Genomic DNA, 15,287 nt, shown 5'->3' on the forward strand with positions numbered 1-15,287 from the left:
GATTATGAAGGGGACTGGCGGTTTCTTTTTACGGCCCATTCTAAAAGTGCGGCAGCGCATACCCCGAGAGTATAGGCAAAAATGTCACTCCAGACAAATTGCCAGCCGAGGATCAGCCCGCCGAGCGTGCTGCTTCTGATTGCGTCAATCCAAGGCGCATGATACAGCTGGCTGCATTCAATCAGACAGCAAAACGAGAGGCTCAAAAATGCGGCTGTTTCCGTCCGGATGTGCCGAAAGAAAAGCCCGAATCCTGTAAAAATCATTGCCGCCCACAAGGCATCTCCTAAATAAGCGTTTATGATGCCGGGCAATAGGGCGGTGATGTATGCGGTTCTGGACAGCAAACCGAGGGCGATGATAAAAACGGTACATATTCCGTATGTCAATGGATGTCTAATCACTTCACATTGTTCCCCTTTTTTTTGTACTCCCATGTATTGTAAGGAACGACGGAGAAGCTGTCTATGAAAAAAACGGCCCGGGAGGCCGCTTTTTTTGCGTTATCTGGCTTTTAGGTTGACGTGGTCTGCTTTTTGGTCACTGCCGATGACGAAGCGGAGCTCATACTGCCCCGTATGGTAGACGTAATCTGTTTCGCCCGTTTTTGGCACTGTCAGGATTTTGTCAGCGCTGCCGATTTGTTTGCTTAAGACGTCAGGTGTGACGCTTCCGAGGTTTAAGCGCCGCTCGACCCCTGTTCCGAAATAGCGTATTTCCGAGATTTTTCCGTTTTTATGATAGGAAAATCCATAACCGGGGTTTCCCATGTTCCAGCTGTATAAATCAAATGGGTTGCGGCTGTCTGCTTTTTGTTCCGGCTTGCCGATTTTATTGTAAACGTCCAGTCTTGTGCTTTGGTTGATTTTCAGGCCTTTCACATGTTGCGGCATTTCCCCTTTAAACGCCGATTGGTAAAGGCTGTTCACCAGTTCTTGTGCACGTTGGTTTTCCGTTTTTGAAGCGGCTGCGGCATGGACGGGCTGTGTATCTGAAAATGCTTCTGCGCCGAATGCGCATCCCGTGAGCATCACTGCCGATAATCCCGTGGCGAGTGTTTTTTTCTTCAACATATGTGAACGCCTCCTTTTTACCGCTCATACCCGTATGTTTCCTGAGATAAACGAGATGTTTTAGTGAAAGGCCGGTTGGGAATCATAGAGGATGTATAGAGGGGGACAGAAAGGGGAAAAGAAAATGGCTGATACAAAGAAAGTTACAATCAATGGGGTTGAAATGGAAGCGCCGGACGGCCAAACCGTTTTGCAGCTTTTGAACAATAGTTCAATTGACGTGCCGCACGTGTGTTATCATCCGAGTCTCGGGCCGATTGAAACGTGCGATACCTGTATCGTCAATGTTAACGGGGAACTGGTGCGTTCGTGTTCCGCGCAAATAAAGGACGGAGATGTCATCGATACGCTTTCGTCCGATGTAAAAAAAGCGCAGATTATCGGCATGGACAACATTTTGCACAACCATGAATTGTACTGCACGGTCTGTGATTACAACAATGGGAGCTGCGAAGTACATAATACCGTAAAGGAAATGAAAATCAATCATCAAAGCATTCCGTTCGATCAAAAACCGTATCCTAAAGATGAATCAAATCCGTTTTACCGATATGATCCCGACCAGTGCATCCTATGCGGCCGCTGCGTCGAAGCCTGTCAGGACGTACAGGTAACCGAAACCTTAAGCATTGATTGGGAGCGGAAACGCCCGCGGGTCATTTGGGATCAGGATGTGCCGATCAATGAATCATCATGTGTTTCCTGCGGACATTGCTCGACGGTATGTCCGTGCAATGCCATGATGGAAAAAGGCATGGAAGGCGAAGCGGGGTATTTAACAGGCATTAACCAAGAGACGCTTCGGCCGATGATTGACATCACAAAAGGGGTCGAAACCGGGTACGGATCGATTTTGGCCATATCGGACATGGAATCGGCCATGAGGGATGAAAGAATCAAAAAAACGAAAACCGTATGCACTTACTGCGGTGTCGGCTGCAGTTTTGATATATGGACGAAAGGAAGAGACATTTTAAAGGTTGAGCCTCAGGCCGAGGCGCCCGCAAATGGCATTTCGACGTGTGTGAAAGGGAAATTCGGCTGGGATTTCGTCAATAGTGAAAAGCGCCTTACCAAACCGCTTATCCGGGAAGGAGACTCGTTTCGGGAGGCGGAATGGGATGAAGCGCTGCAGCTGATCGCTGATAAATTTACCGATATAAAAGAACATTTCGGCCCGGATGCACTTGCCTTTATCACATCTTCCAAATGCACGAATGAAGAATCATACGTGATGCAGAAGCTTGCAAGAGCTGTGATCGGCACAAATAATGTCGACAACTGCTCACGCTACTGCCAGTCTCCCGCCACGGCCGGATTGTTCAGAACGGTCGGATACGGCGGTGATTCAGGGTCGATTACAGATATAGAAAAAGCTGAGCTCGTTCTGATAATCGGTTCAAATACGTCTGAGTCTCACCCCGTCCTGTCCACACGCATTAAACGTTCTCATAAGCTGCACGGACAGAAGCTCGTCGTCGCTGACTTGCGAAAACATGAAATGGCCGAGCGCTCCGATGTGTTTTTCCAGCCGCGTGCCGGATCAGATATTGTCTGGCTGAATGCCGTATCGAAATATCTGCTTGATCACGATTTGGCGGATACTGCATTTCTGAATGAGAGAGTGAACGGATTAGATGAATTCGTGAAAAGTCTTGAACCTTATACAATGGAATATGCGGAAAAACATACCGGTGTGGACAAGGATACCCTAATCAAAGTGGCCCGGATGATTCATGAAGCCGGCAGCGTGTGCGCACTGTGGGCGATGGGGGTCACCCAGCATATCGGAGGAAGTGATACGAGCACGGCCATTTCCAACATGCTCCTTGTGACCGGAAATTACGGCAAGCCCGGCGCAGGCTCATATCCGCTTCGTGGCCATAATAACGTGCAGGGAGCCAGTGATTTCGGCAGTATGCCTGACAGCTTCCCCGGCTATGAAAAAGTAACGGATGAAAAAGCCCGCAAAAAGTATGAACAGGGCTGGGGAACAGACCTGCCGAAAGAAATCGGAATGACAAATCATGAAATGATCGAAGGCATCCACTCAGGAAAACTGAAGTCCATGTACTTAAAAGGAGAAGAAATGGGGCTTGTCGACTCCAATATTAACCATGTTCATGCCGCATTTGAAAAGCTGGATTTCTTCGTTGTGCAGGATATCTTTCTTTCGCGTACGGCCGAGTTCGCCGATGTCGTGCTTCCGGCAAGCCCGAGCCTTGAAAAAGAAGGGACGTTTACGAATACGGAACGAAGGGTGCAGCGCCTTTACGAAGTGTTTGAACCGCTGGGAGATTCAAAGCCTGATTGGCAGATCATTACGGACATCGCCAACCGTCTGGGCGCTGATTGGCACTATGAACATCCGGCAGACATTATGGAAGAAGCGGCAATGCTTTCGCCGCTCTATGCAGGCGTCACTTACGAACGTCTCGAAGGCTACAATTCACTGCAATGGCCGGTTGCAGCGGACGGAACCGATTCACCGCTTTTATTTACGGATAAGTTCCCGTTTTCAGACGGCAAAGCGATTTTATATCCCGTTCAGTGGACCGAGCCGAAAGAATTTGGTGAAGAATATGATATCCATGTGAATAACGGGCGGCTGCTCGAGCATTTTCACGAAGGAAATCTGACTTACCGATCAAAAGGAATATCCGAAAAAACACCGAGTGTGTTCCTTGAGGTCTCGCCCGAACTCGCCGAAGAAAGAGGGCTGGAAGACGGAACGCTTGTCCGTCTAACATCACCGTACGGAAATGTGAAAGTCAAATGCGTCATCACAGACAGGGTAAAAGGCAAACAAGTCTATCTCCCGATGAACGATTCAAAAGACGCCGCCATTAACCTTTTGACAAGCAGCTATGCGGATAAGGATACCGATACACCGGCTTATAAAGAAACATCAGCGAAGATGGAGATTTTGAAAAAAGAAGGCGTTAATCCGCTTCCGAAAATCAATTTCCGTTACGGAAACCCGCAGCCGCAGATCGGTGTCCGGGTTGAGCGGAAATGGGCGCGTAAAGATTATGTATTTCCGGGAGACGCCGTAAAAAGGGGGAAACAGCAAAATGGCTAAAGCAATCAGCGGCATCCGAAAACAGACCGTCACAGAAGAAGACAAACGAAAAAAGGACTTAGAAGAGATCGAGACGGCTCTTTTACGAAATAAAGACGCGATTTTGGAATCTCTGCACATTCTTCAGCACATGAACGAGCGCGGCGTTTTGGCGCTTCTGCGCGGGCTCTTCGGCCAGGGAGACAAAGTGATGGATATCCTCGTGAAGAAGGCGAATACTCCGGAAACGGCCAATATGCTGAAAAATCTCCTGCTGTTAAGCGGCGTTCTCGGCATGCTCGATGTAAAACAGCTTGAGCCGTTTATCGTTAAAATCAATGCGGGCGTCACAAAGGCCGTCGAGGAAAAAGACAGCGGCAGGAAGACGGGGTATTTTGATATCGTCCGCGCTTTAAAAGACCCGGAAATCAACAAGGCCGTCACTCTGCTGTTTTCTTTCCTGAAAGGCATGGGCGCTGATACGGACGATATGGAAAGAAATACGCAGCCTCCTGAAGACCAAAAGCAGCACCAGAAACCGCAGACGAATGAGTGAACATATCTCCCGAGCCTGGCCGAAGGCTCGGGTTTTTTGTGCGCTTCTGCTGTTTTCTTGGGAGAAATTTCACCTCCGGATTTATGACTTTTGTTGTGTTATGTTAATAGTTCAGGTTATGAATAGAAAAAAATTGAAAATATGTGCTAGGATAAAATTCAAGGTACGTCAACTATTCAAATATGAAACAATCAGGAGTGATGAAACATGAGTAAGCTGAGGAGCACGAGACAAGCCATCCAAAGAACCCTGATGAAAGGAAAAAACGGCCTGGACGTATACAACCCTTTTCCTTGGTACGAAAAAATGAGACGGGAAAGCCCTATACACTTTGATGAAGAAACGAAGGTTTGGAGTGTGTTTTTATACGATGATGTCAAAAAAGTCATCAGTGATAAAGAGACGTTCTCAAGCCTCATGACTGATGTGAAAAGCTCGATTGCAAAGTCCATGCTGAATATGGACCCGCCGAAGCATACCCAAATCAGATCTGCCGTCAATCGCGCTTTCACTCCCCGCGTCTTGAAGGAATGGGAGCCGAGAATTAAAGACATTACCGATCATCTCCTGAAACAGGCAAAGAACAAAGGGCGGATTGATATCGTTAAAGATCTCTCTTACCCTTTGCCGGTCATGGTGATTTCAGAATTATTAGGCGTTCCGTCCGAACGTATGGATCAGTTTAAAAAATGGTCGGACATTCTCGTCAGCATGCCGAAAGATGCGAGTCCTGAAGCGGCGGAGAAAAATCAGCAGGAACGTGACCAATGTGAGGCGGAGCTGGCGGCGTTTTTTGCGGAAATAATAGAAAGCAAACGAAAAAAGCCCGGCCAAGACATTATTTCTATTTTGATAAAAGAGGAAGAAGAGGGAGAGAAGCTCACGGCAGAAGATCTGATCCCGTTTTGCAACCTGCTTTTAGTGGCGGGAAATGAAACAACGACTAATCTCATTTCAAATGCGGTTTACAGCATATTAGAAACGCCCGGCCTTTATGAAGAGCTGAGACAGGACCCTTCTCTCATCGCGCAAACGGTGGAAGAAACGCTGCGTTTTCGCGCTCCCGCTCCGTTTGTCAGAAGGACGGTCCGGCACGACACTGAACTGCGCGGACGCCGCTTGAAAAGCGGGGAGATCGTTCTCTGCTACGTTGCATCTGCCAACCGTGATGAAAACAAATTTGAGAAGGCGGGCGTATTTGATATTCATCGCCAATCGAATCCGCACCTTTCCTTCGGATTCGGCGTACACTTCTGCTTAGGCGCACCGCTTGCCAGACTTGAAGCGGAAGCCGCGCTGAAAGGAATTGTAAAAACCTTTTCACACCTTGAGCCCGTCGGGATTGAGCCGATCCGAAACAGTGTCATGTACGGGCTGGAGTCTTTAGAAGCGGAGATAAACGAAAGTGAGGGAGAAGAAAAAAGATGAGAAAAACACACATCGCCATTATTAATGTGGCCGCTCACGGTCATGTCAATCCCACGCTGCCTGTAGCCGAGGAACTTGTCAATCGCGGGTATAAAGTGACATTCGCTACGACTGAGGAATTTGAAGCTTCCGTTGCCAAAACGGGCGCCATTCCCGTTTTATACCGCACAAGCATAAAGGCGGACCCGGAGACGATAAAAGAACGGGTAAATAAAAATGACGCGTTTGTGATGTTTCTGGAAGAAGCGGTTGAAGTGCTTCCGCAGTTGGAAGAGCTGTACAAAGACGACCTTCCTGACATCGTCCTGTTTGATTTTTTAGCTCTTGCCGGAAAATTGTTTGCGGATAATGGCGGCATCCCGGCCGTAAAGTTCTGCCCGAGCTATGCAATGAATGAGTATTTTCAATTAGGAAGAGACGAAGAAACACTGGAAGCGGCCAAACAGGCGATAGAAGAATATCAGGAGCAGATTGAAAATGAACAATTGAAACGGATGACAATGGAAGAATTTTTTATGCCTGAAAAACTGAATATTGTCTTTATGCCAAGGGACTTTCAGCCGAAACAGGAAACCTTTGATGAACGATTCTGTTTTGTGGGTCCGTCTCTTGGAGAACGCACAAATACGGGAAGTCTGGAAATTGATGCAGCCGATGACCGTCCGCTTATGCTCATCTCACTGGGAACGGCGTTTAACGCCTGGCCTGAATTTTACCGGATGTGTATTGACGCGTTTCGGGACTCGGACTGGCGGGTTATTATGTCAGTCGGCACAACAATTGATCCGGAAAGTTTTTCGGATGTCCCCGATCACTTTATCATCCGCCAGCACGTTCCTCAGCTTGATGTGCTGGAGAAAGCAAAGCTGTTCGTATCTCACGGCGGGATGAACAGTACAATGGAGGCGATGAATGCGGGTGTCCCGCTCGTTGTCGTTCCGCAAATGCACGAACAAGAGGTCACCGCAAAGCGTGTGGATGAATTGGGGCTTGGCGTGCATCTGCCGCCGAAAGAAGTCACTGCGGCCCGTTTGCAAAAAGACGTTCAGAACGTATACGGCGATAAGAACATCCTCAGCCGCGTGAAAAGCATGCAGCAGAAAATAGAAGAAACCGGCGGCCCCAAACAGGCTGTTTGCGCCATTGAAGAATTTTTGAAAACGGCGGCCGTCGAAAATTGATTGAGAAACAGGCAGCGCACCGGAAGACGGCTGCCTGTTTTGTTATATGTTTTTCTTCATGCCGCATCTCCGGCATTCCCTCAAAAATTTTCCGCCCTTCACTGAACTTTTAAACAGCGTGTAGTCGCAATTGTCACATCGGCCGCTGTGAACATCAGGATATTCATTGAACTCATAAATGACCGAAGTATCGTATCCTTTTGTCTCGAACTCTTTTTTTGTTTCCATGATTGAAAGTCCCTCCGCGAATCAAATCGTTCTGCCCGGTTAATGATACAGCAACTGCACGGGGGATTCAACGGGAGCATAGCTTGATTTTCCCGGCTGATTGCGTAACAATAATAGAAATAAATGACGGCCTGCCATAGGGCGCCCGGCATCTGAAGGGAAGAAGAAAACAGCGATGGGAAAAGGATTGAACGGGAAACGGATTGCCATCGGCGGTTCGCGGAAAACAGAAGAGATCACAAAATTAATAGAAAAGCAGGGCGGAACGGCAGTCGTCCGTTCCCTCCAAGGAACCGTATACCTGGCGGAGGATCAAATTGAACCCGACGTAAGAACATTTGCCGGGCAAAAAGCCGACTGGGTGATATTCACCACAGGCATCGGTACGGAAACGTTATTGTCGGTATCGGAAAAAATCGGTCTGAAAGAAGAATTTTTAGCGGCCGTTCATGAAGCGAAAATCGGCTGCAGAGGCTATAAAACATATGCGGCCTTAAAAAAGCTCGGCATCACGCCGCATGCCTCAGATGAAGACGGTACAACAAGAGGGCTGATCCGCTCCTTGGAACGATTTGACTTTAAAGATAAAAAAGTCATGATACAGCTTCATGGCGAAAAAGCGCCGGTCTTAACGGAGTTCCTTGAGAAAAACGGAGCGGAGGTTTTCCCTGTTCTGCCGTATAAGCATATTCCGCCTGAAAGGGAGACGGTCGATAAACTGCTGGGAGAGCTGTTAAACGGAGAGGTCGATGCCGTATGTTTTACGACAGCCATTCAAGTGCGCTCTCTCTTTGATTATGCAAAAGAAAAAGGGTTCACAAAAGAATTGCAGCAGGCATTCGAAAAACATGTGCTTGCCGCCGCAGTCGGCAAAGTGACGGCTGAAGCGATCCGGGATGAAGGGGTAAAGAGGGTCCTTGCTCCGGACATTGAGCGGATGGGAGCGATGATTATTGAATTATCCCGTTACTATGAATCTCTGACCTTGTCATAAACCATCATTCAGCAGGGAAAAAGCCTACGCTTCCCTGCTGAATTTTTTTAATTGCCAGTGTTTCGTGAAAAGGGAAGGATATGTCAAGGCGCTGAGTATGATACATGTAAGAAGAGCGGAGGCCATCGTTGTAAAAACGATCAGCAGCTGAAAGCGCACCGCCTGTATCGGATCAGCCCCCGCTAAAATCTGCCCCGTCATCATGCCGGGAAGCTGAACCAGACCCAATGTTTTCTGGCTTTCAAGCGTCGGGATCATACTGAGCTTCATACTGGACGTCAATATCTGCCGGACGGCCTGCTTAGGCGTTCCTCCGAGAGAGAGAATCAGCTGGATTTCTTCTTTCCGCAGATCCGCTTCCGAACTGAGCTTGTTTAAAAACAGGCTTGAGAGCACCATGGAGTTTCCGATGACCATGCCGCTTATCGGAATGACATATCTTGAAGTGAACGGAATGATATGCAGGGTCAGTAAAAGTCCCTGCGTCACAACTTCCACGATCGCCAGTGTCAGAAAAACGCGCCAAAATGAGCCGATCCGCATTTTTTTCCGTTTGGAGACATTGTGCGAAGCGGCCGTGAGCATGAGAAGCACCATTAATATGATAAATATCGGGTGATCACCGCGAAAAATCAGCGACAGCACATAGCCGATGATAAGCAGCTGAATGACGGCCCTGACGGTTGCGACGATCATATCCTTTTCGACGCCGGCTTTAAAAGATTTAGACAGGAATAAAGCGATAATGACAAATATACTTGTTAGTAACAGAGAAAGGTAATCCATATCAGCACCCGCTCCCTTGTAAAAGCGCCCGGGCCTTTTCGTGTTTCGGTTCCTTAAAGAACGTTTTCGTTTCCGCGGTCTCTAAAAGCCGTCCCTCAGCCATAAACCATACCGTATCGGATAACCGTTCCGCTTGTTCAAGGTTATGGGTGATCCACAGGATCGTCAGCTGTTTTTGCCGATGGAGTTTCGTAATCAGTTTCTCAATGGTGAGAACGGATGACGGGTCCAGCGCCGATGTAATTTCATCAAGCAGCAGGATGGACGGCAGTCCGGCGAGAGTTCGCGCTAATGAGAGCTTCTGCCGCTGACCTCCGGATAATTCTTTTGCATTTCGATCCAGAAGCCCGCGCGGAAGGTCTGTAAAATCTGCGAGCTCTTCAGGGGTATAGTGCTGCGCCCCGTGGAGTTTTTCTGCGAGCAGAAGGTTGTCCCGCACCGTGCCGTCCATGACGGGAGCTGATTGAAATGCAAGGCCCGCGGTTTTTCTGAGCTCTCTGATGTCCCAGTGTCTTATTTCTTTTCCGAATACAAGCACTTCCCCTTCATCAGGTGTATTCATCAGATTGCACAGTGACAGCAATGTGCTTTTTCCCGCGCCGGAAGGCCCTATCAACGCCGTGATAGAACCTTTTTGAATATGTCCGGTTACACGGCTTAGGACATCAAAAGACGTATTGTTTTGTTCAAAGCGTTTGCCGGCTGACAGAAAAGATATTGCCGGAATTTCTTCTTTCATACAGGATGACACCTTTCGTAAAAAAATCAGGAACCGGTGAGATTGGCTGACGTTTGCTCAGCCGTTTTCTGGTCTGTCTGCCGGGAAGCGAATGTATGCATGACCATTCCCGCAATAATAATGAACAGTCCGGCAAATGAAAGAAGTGACGGAAACGCCGCGGATAAAAAGACGATTTCGCCGATCAGTGCAAAAAGAACCTCTCCGGACTGCGTCGCCTCAACAGCAGCGAGCTTCTGCGGCTCATTCCTCACCATATCGGTGGCGCGGAAAAATAATACTGTTGCGATAACGCCAGAACTGAGTGCGACGATAAAGGATTGGAATGTCTGTCCCATTGACGGAAGCCCGTCTCTATGCCAGCCGAAAGCGGCGATCAAAAGCCAAAACGGAAGGCTTGTGAGCGTCATGCCGAGCACCCGCTGAAACGTATCGAGTTTTCCGCCGTATTGTTCCAGCATTTTGCGGTTGCCGAGCGGATAGGCAAAAGCGGCGATGACGACCGGCACCACGCTGAATAGTATCGTGCGGCCGGACAGAGAACCCGCATGCTGAAGCTGAATCAGACCGGCTCCGATCAGGATGATGACGGAAGTAACCAGCGAAATCAGCGGGATCTTTTGTCTGGCGGAAACCGGGCCCGCCGGTGAATGTTTTGTTTCGTAGAAAAACGGCGACAGAAGCACACCCGCGACAATTGTAATCTGCCACGTGCCGGCGATCAGCCAGCCCGGCCCATATGCCGCCGCAAACGTAATCGGGGCATAAAACAGCACGAACCCGGTAAAACTCCACTTCAGCCAAAAAAACGGTTTTTTCCGGATTTCATGCCAGAGCGGCGCCCATTTTCCTTTCGCATAAACGATCAAAAATAAAAACGGAACCATAAAAAGAAAACGCAGGGAAGAGCTCCACATCCAGCTTCCGCCGGAAAGCTCCATCGCCCTGTTTAAAATAAAGGTGACTGCAAAAAACAGAGATGCCAATATTCCGATCACGATGGCTTTCATTAAATCCCTCATTTTGACACATATTTTTTTATACTATACTATTCACCGGCAGGCTTCGCAATGGAATATGAGAAAATAGCGTTTTAACAAATGATGAATGGGAAACAGACATATACGGAGGTGAAAACAGTGCAGAAAGAGGATATTCAAGTGCTTTATTTCGAAGATGACGGCCGCATTCCGAATAACCCGAATCTTCCGCTTGTTATTTATAAAGCGGTATTTAATGAAGAAACGGTACAAAAAGCAGAGTCCGTCCTCCGCCGGCACGATTGGTCGAACAGCTGGACGGGCGGAGTATTTCCGTATCACCATTTTCACAGCACCACGCACGAAGTTCTTGTCGCGGTAAAAGGAAACGCGGTTTTGAGGTTCGGCGGGGAACAAGGAGCGGACGCCGTTCTTCAAATGGGAGACGCAGCGGTCATTCCGGCCGGCACCGGACATAAAAAACTGTCGGGCAGTTCTGATTTTACCGTGATCGGGGCTTATCCGGGCGGCCGGCAGTACGATACAAAAACGGAGAAAAATGATAGAACTTCAGAAGAAATCAGCCGTGTCCCGCTCCCGGAATGCGACCCCTTTACGGGAAAATCGGGCCCGCTTTTAAAATTGTGGGAAAAATGACAGGGGAAAAGCGGATGGTCTGTAAAAAAATAGCCTAAAAGAAACGTTATTACACCCCCGCCATATAAATAATTTCATAAACGAAACAATTCACGTTCAAATTTTGTTCAAAAAGTGTTATTATATAAGAGTAAATCAAATTGGGGTTTTTTATGTTTGCTATTTTCAGAGAGGAAAAAGAAATTTTGACTTATTCAATTGTTTTTGTTGATATAAAAATAATACTGGATATGGCAAAGTGAAAAACTGGGTAGTAAACATTTATTTTTGTAAATGATTGTGCATGAATTCACAATCTTGCTTTTTCATGCTTTTCTGCATGAAGGGGGAAAGGCTACCCTTTCCAAAAAAATCAGCATACTGCTTATAGTAAAGGAGAATCGGATATGCCAGAAACAATCGATCAAACAAATGCATCTGTCAGCCAAGGCCAACGCGATCTTATTGATCAGCTGCTAAAACCTGAAGTTCAAGAATCACTGACTGTTTTAGTGGATCAGCTTCCAAAACTGACTGAGTTAGTAAATATTTTAACGAAGTCTTATGATTTTGCACAGTCTGTAGCGACAGACGAAGTATTGAAGAGCGATACAGTGGGTGCGCTTACAGAAATTCTTGAGCCGGTGAAAGAAACAGCGAAAGAAGTGGCGGCTACTGCGATCGAAGCAAAAGACCGCGCGGATGCAAGCAATGAAACGATCGGACTTTTCGGCCTGCTGCGCATGCTGAAAGATCCTCAAGCTCAAAAGCTGTTCCGTTTTGCTAACAGCTATCTTGAAATCATGAACGAAAAACAAAAATAATCTCAGATTCAAATTGATATAAAGGACGGAGGATATACGATGTCAAAACATATTGTCATTTTAGGCGCTGGTTACGGCGGAGTTCTTTCTGCTTTAACCGTTCGCAAACATTACAGTAAAGATGAAGCACGCGTAACCGTTGTGAACAAATACCCGACTCACCAAATCATTACGGAACTGCACCGCCTTGCAGCAGGCAACGTGTCTGAACAGGCTGTTGCTATGCCGCTTGAAAAACTTCTGAAAGGAAAAGACGTCGACATTAAAATCGCAGAAGTCAATTCTTTCTCAGTTGATAAGAAAGAAGTTGCCCTTTCTGACGGTTCTAAGCTGACTTATGACGCGCTTGTTGTCGGACTTGGTTCTGTTACGGCTTATTTCGGCATTCCTGGACTCGAAGAAAACAGCATGGTGCTGAAATCTGCTGCTGATGCCAACAAAGTATACAAACACGTGGAAGACCGTGTGCGTGAATACGCTAAAACGAAAAACGAAGCTGATGCAACGATCCTTATCGGCGGCGGCGGCTTAACAGGCGTCGAGCTTGTCGGTGAGCTTGCTGACATCATGCCGAACCTTACGAAAAAATACGGCGTAGATCCGAAAGAAATCAAACTGAAATTAGTAGAAGCAGGTCCGAAAATTCTTCCTGTTCTTCCTGATGACCTTATCGAACGCGCGACAAAAAGTCTTGAAAAACGCGGCGTTGAGTTCTTAACAGGTCTTCCTGTTACAAATGTTGAAGGAAACGTTATTGATCTGAAAGACGGTTCAAAAGTCGTTGCCAACACATTTGTATGGACAGGCGGCGTACAAGGCAACCCGTTAGTCGGCGAATCCGGCCTTGAAGTGAACCGCGGCCGTGCGACGGTTAACGATTTCTTACAATCTACTTCTCACGAAGATGTATTCGTTGTCGGAGACAGCGCTGTATACTTTGCGCCGGACGGCCGTCCGTACCCGCCGACAGCGCAAATCGCTTGGCAGATGGGTGAACTTGTCGGTTACAACCTGTTCGCTTACTTAGAAGGAAAAACGCTTGAAACATTCAAGCCTGTAAACTCTGGTACGCTTGCAAGCCTCGGACGTAAAGACGCGGTTGCCATCATCGGAGCGAACTCTACTCCGCTGAAAGGTCTTCCGGCATCTTTAATGAAAGAAGCAAGTAACGTACGTTATTTAACACATATCAAAGGATTATTCAGCCTCGCTTACTAATCCTTAAGATCACACAGAAGACATTGCCGGACTTTCTCGGCAGTGTCTTTTTTTGTATGAAAATGTTAACGGATACAATTTTCTGAAAAATAAAATAAAAATGATTGATATGTGAGAAAGAGGAAGATAAAATAAAAAAGAACCATTTTGTTAACGTTAACATTTTTAAGAGGGAGGATGAAAGTGTGAAAGCTTTTATGGGTGATGATTTTTTACTGGATAGTAAAACGGCCGTAAAGCTGTACCGGGAATACGCTGAAAACATGCCGATCATTGATTATCACTGTCACTTAAGCCCAAAGGAAATCTATGAAAATAAAACCTTCGCAACCATTACGGAGGCATGGCTTTACGGTGACCACTACAAGTGGCGGATTATGAGGGCCAACGGCATTGAAGAGCGCTGCATTACCGGAAACGCTTCAGATGAAGAGAAGTTTTTCGCCTGGGCAAAAACGGTGCCGATGGCGATAGGCAATCCGCTGTACAGCTGGACGCATTTAGAGCTGCAGCGCTGGTTCGGCATTTATGACGTATTGAATGAAAAAACGGCCGCGGCCATTTGGAAAAAAACGAATGAGCTCCTGCAGGGAGACGGGTTTGGCGCAAGAGATCTCATTCTGAAATCAAATGTCAAAGTCATTTGCACAACCGACGATCCTGCCGATGCGCTGACATACCACGAACTGTTGAAAGAAAGTGATTTTCCGGTTCAAGTGCTGCCCGGATTTCGGCCTGACAAAGGACTGGACATCAGCAGACCGGGTTTTGCCGATTGGGTCCGTTCGCTGGAGAGTGCTTCCGGAATAGCTGTCACCACCTACCAATCGTATTTAGATGCGTTAGAATCCCGCGTCCGCTTTTTTCACAATGCCGGGGGAAGAGTGTCGGATCATGCGTTAGATCAAATGGTTTATGCCGAGACGACCGAAGAGGAAGCGGCCCGGATTTTTGCAGCCGGATTAAGCGGAGAGCATGTGTCTTTTGAAGATGAAAAGAAATTCAAAACACGGACGCTGCAATATCTTTGCGGTCTTTACGCCGAACTGGACTGGGCGATGCAGTTCCATATTAACGCGTTAAGAAATACCAATACAAATAAGTTCAGCAGCCTCGGTCCTGATACAGGATATGACTCAATTAATGATGAACGTATCGCAAAACCGCTTGCCCGGCTGTTAGATTCCGCCGAAAAAAAGCGGCAGTTGCCTAAAACGATTTTGTATTCTTTGAATCCGAATGACAACTATATTATCGCCAGCATGATCAACAGCTTTCAGGATGGGAAAACACCGGGGAAAATTCAATTCGGCACAGCCTGGTGGTTCAATGACACGAAAGATGGAATGCTCCAGCAAATGAAAGCGTTATCAAACATGGGCCTGTTCAGCCGTTTTATCGGGATGCTGACGGATTCAAGAAGTTTCCTGTCCTATCCCCGCCATGAATACTTCAGGCGGCTTGTCTGCACGCTGATCGGCGGCTGGGCGGAACAAGGCGAAGCGCCTTACGATATGGAGCTTTTAGGAAAGATTGTCGAGGGGATTTGTTACCGGAATGCTGAGGAATATTTCCGCTTTTAA

Annotated in this window: 15 protein-coding genes; 9 read left to right on the forward strand and 6 right to left on the reverse strand. The window is 47.4% G+C overall.

Annotated elements, in window-relative coordinates:
• Nucleotides 1–2: 2 nt before the first annotated feature.
• The gene (locus tag G9F75_RS07430; protein ID WP_014417497.1) at nt 3–404 is read right to left on the reverse strand and encodes a ribosomal maturation YjgA family protein; all 402 of its coding nucleotides are present in this window, start codon (nt 402–404) and stop codon (nt 3–5) included.
• 99 nt (nt 405–503) lie between these two features.
• Nucleotides 504–1,073: a YjgB family protein gene (locus G9F75_RS07435; protein WP_167409024.1), complete on the reverse strand. Its 570-nt coding sequence runs from the start codon at nt 1,071–1,073 to the stop codon at nt 504–506.
• A gap of 124 nt (nt 1,074–1,197) precedes the next feature.
• Between G9F75_RS07435 and fdhF the strand changes: the two genes are divergently transcribed.
• From fdhF to G9F75_RS07455, 4 genes are all read left to right on the forward strand, one after another.
• The gene (fdhF, locus tag G9F75_RS07440) at nt 1,198–4,155 is read left to right on the forward strand and encodes a formate dehydrogenase subunit alpha (protein WP_021494049.1); all 2,958 of its coding nucleotides are present in this window, start codon (nt 1,198–1,200) and stop codon (nt 4,153–4,155) included.
• Entirely contained in the window at nt 4,148–4,690 is a 543-nt protein-coding gene (locus G9F75_RS07445) for a helical membrane plugin domain-containing protein (RefSeq protein ID WP_012117344.1), read from the forward strand. Before fdhF ends, G9F75_RS07445 begins: the two co-directional genes overlap by 8 nt.
• A gap of 207 nt (nt 4,691–4,897) precedes the next feature.
• A complete protein-coding gene (locus G9F75_RS07450; protein ID WP_022553508.1) occupies nt 4,898–6,118 on the forward strand; it encodes a cytochrome P450 in 1,221 nt (406 codons plus the stop codon).
• The gene (locus G9F75_RS07455; RefSeq protein ID WP_121984187.1) at nt 6,115–7,299 is read left to right on the forward strand and encodes a macrolide family glycosyltransferase; all 1,185 of its coding nucleotides are present in this window, start codon (nt 6,115–6,117) and stop codon (nt 7,297–7,299) included. Before G9F75_RS07450 ends, G9F75_RS07455 begins: the two co-directional genes overlap by 4 nt.
• Before the next feature lie 42 nt (nt 7,300–7,341).
• On the opposite strand, the gene G9F75_RS07460 is transcribed toward G9F75_RS07455, so the two are convergent.
• Nucleotides 7,342–7,527 carry a DUF8096 family protein gene (locus G9F75_RS07460; protein WP_003154919.1) on the reverse strand — a complete coding sequence of 62 codons (186 nt, stop codon included), beginning with the start codon at nt 7,525–7,527 and terminating at the stop codon, nt 7,342–7,344.
• Between the two features lie 175 nt (nt 7,528–7,702).
• Between G9F75_RS07460 and G9F75_RS07465 the strand changes: the two genes are divergently transcribed.
• Nucleotides 7,703–8,521 (forward strand): uroporphyrinogen-III synthase, encoded by an 819-nt coding sequence (locus G9F75_RS07465; RefSeq protein WP_014417502.1) that lies wholly within the window; start codon nt 7,703–7,705, stop codon nt 8,519–8,521.
• Between the two features lie 24 nt (nt 8,522–8,545).
• Here the strand turns inward: G9F75_RS07465 and G9F75_RS07470 are convergent, their stop codons facing one another.
• Genes G9F75_RS07470 through G9F75_RS07480 form a run of 3 tightly spaced genes read right to left on the reverse strand, consistent with a single transcriptional unit; the run spans nt 8,546 to nt 11,056 of the window.
• Nucleotides 8,546–9,307, reverse strand: coding sequence for an ABC transporter permease (locus G9F75_RS07470; RefSeq protein ID WP_121984188.1), 762 nt, complete (start codon nt 9,305–9,307; stop codon nt 8,546–8,548).
• A 1-nt stretch (nt 9,308) separates the two neighbouring features.
• A complete protein-coding gene (locus tag G9F75_RS07475) occupies nt 9,309–10,046 on the reverse strand; it encodes an ABC transporter ATP-binding protein (protein ID WP_095061419.1) in 738 nt (245 codons plus the stop codon).
• A gap of 26 nt (nt 10,047–10,072) precedes the next feature.
• On the reverse strand, nt 10,073–11,056 hold the full coding sequence (locus G9F75_RS07480) for a DMT family transporter (protein ID WP_095061417.1): 984 nt from the start codon (nt 11,054–11,056) through the stop codon (nt 10,073–10,075).
• A gap of 129 nt (nt 11,057–11,185) precedes the next feature.
• On the opposite strand from G9F75_RS07480, the gene G9F75_RS07485 reads away from it, so the two are divergent.
• From G9F75_RS07485 to uxaC, 4 genes are all read left to right on the forward strand, one after another.
• Nucleotides 11,186–11,683 carry a cupin domain-containing protein gene (locus G9F75_RS07485; RefSeq protein ID WP_014417507.1) on the forward strand — a complete coding sequence of 166 codons (498 nt, stop codon included), beginning with the start codon at nt 11,186–11,188 and terminating at the stop codon, nt 11,681–11,683.
• A 386-nt stretch (nt 11,684–12,069) separates the two neighbouring features.
• Complete coding sequence (locus G9F75_RS07490) at nt 12,070–12,486, forward strand: DUF1641 domain-containing protein (RefSeq protein ID WP_003154908.1); 417 nt, start codon at nt 12,070–12,072, stop codon at nt 12,484–12,486.
• Nucleotides 12,487–12,525: 39 nt separating this feature from the next.
• Nucleotides 12,526–13,704 (forward strand): NAD(P)/FAD-dependent oxidoreductase, encoded by a 1,179-nt coding sequence (locus G9F75_RS07495; protein ID WP_014417508.1) that lies wholly within the window; start codon nt 12,526–12,528, stop codon nt 13,702–13,704.
• A 185-nt stretch (nt 13,705–13,889) separates the two neighbouring features.
• Nucleotides 13,890–15,287 carry a glucuronate isomerase gene (gene uxaC / locus G9F75_RS07500; RefSeq protein ID WP_021494041.1) on the forward strand — a complete coding sequence of 466 codons (1,398 nt, stop codon included), beginning with the start codon at nt 13,890–13,892 and terminating at the stop codon, nt 15,285–15,287.

The sequence above is a fragment of the Bacillus sp. EKM208B genome, assembly GCF_011800725.1.
In the GTDB taxonomy this organism is placed as follows: Bacteria; Bacillota; Bacilli; order Bacillales; family Bacillaceae; genus Bacillus; species Bacillus velezensis.

What these genes read in the sequence shown, in the direction of transcription:
- G9F75_RS07475 (WP_095061419.1), bottom strand. Translation starts at nt 10,046, where the DNA reads ATGAAAGAAGAAATTCCGGCAATATCTTTTCTGTCAGCCGGCAAACGC.
- G9F75_RS07480 (WP_095061417.1), bottom strand. Translation starts at nt 11,056, where the DNA reads ATGAAAGCCATCGTGATCGGAATATTGGCATCTCTGTTTTTTGCAGTC.
- G9F75_RS07465 (WP_014417502.1), top strand. Translation starts at nt 7,703, where the DNA reads ATGGGAAAAGGATTGAACGGGAAACGGATTGCCATCGGCGGTTCGCGG.
- G9F75_RS07435 (WP_167409024.1), bottom strand. Translation starts at nt 1,073, where the DNA reads ATGTTGAAGAAAAAAACACTCGCCACGGGATTATCGGCAGTGATGCTC.
- G9F75_RS07445 (WP_012117344.1), top strand. Translation starts at nt 4,148, where the DNA reads ATGGCTAAAGCAATCAGCGGCATCCGAAAACAGACCGTCACAGAAGAA.
- G9F75_RS07450 (WP_022553508.1), top strand. Translation starts at nt 4,898, where the DNA reads ATGAGTAAGCTGAGGAGCACGAGACAAGCCATCCAAAGAACCCTGATG.
- G9F75_RS07455 (WP_121984187.1), top strand. Translation starts at nt 6,115, where the DNA reads ATGAGAAAAACACACATCGCCATTATTAATGTGGCCGCTCACGGTCAT.
- G9F75_RS07460 (WP_003154919.1), bottom strand. Translation starts at nt 7,527, where the DNA reads ATGGAAACAAAAAAAGAGTTCGAGACAAAAGGATACGATACTTCGGTC.
- G9F75_RS07495 (WP_014417508.1), top strand. Translation starts at nt 12,526, where the DNA reads ATGTCAAAACATATTGTCATTTTAGGCGCTGGTTACGGCGGAGTTCTT.
- G9F75_RS07490 (WP_003154908.1), top strand. Translation starts at nt 12,070, where the DNA reads ATGCCAGAAACAATCGATCAAACAAATGCATCTGTCAGCCAAGGCCAA.
- G9F75_RS07470 (WP_121984188.1), bottom strand. Translation starts at nt 9,307, where the DNA reads ATGGATTACCTTTCTCTGTTACTAACAAGTATATTTGTCATTATCGCT.
- fdhF (WP_021494049.1), top strand. Translation starts at nt 1,198, where the DNA reads ATGGCTGATACAAAGAAAGTTACAATCAATGGGGTTGAAATGGAAGCG.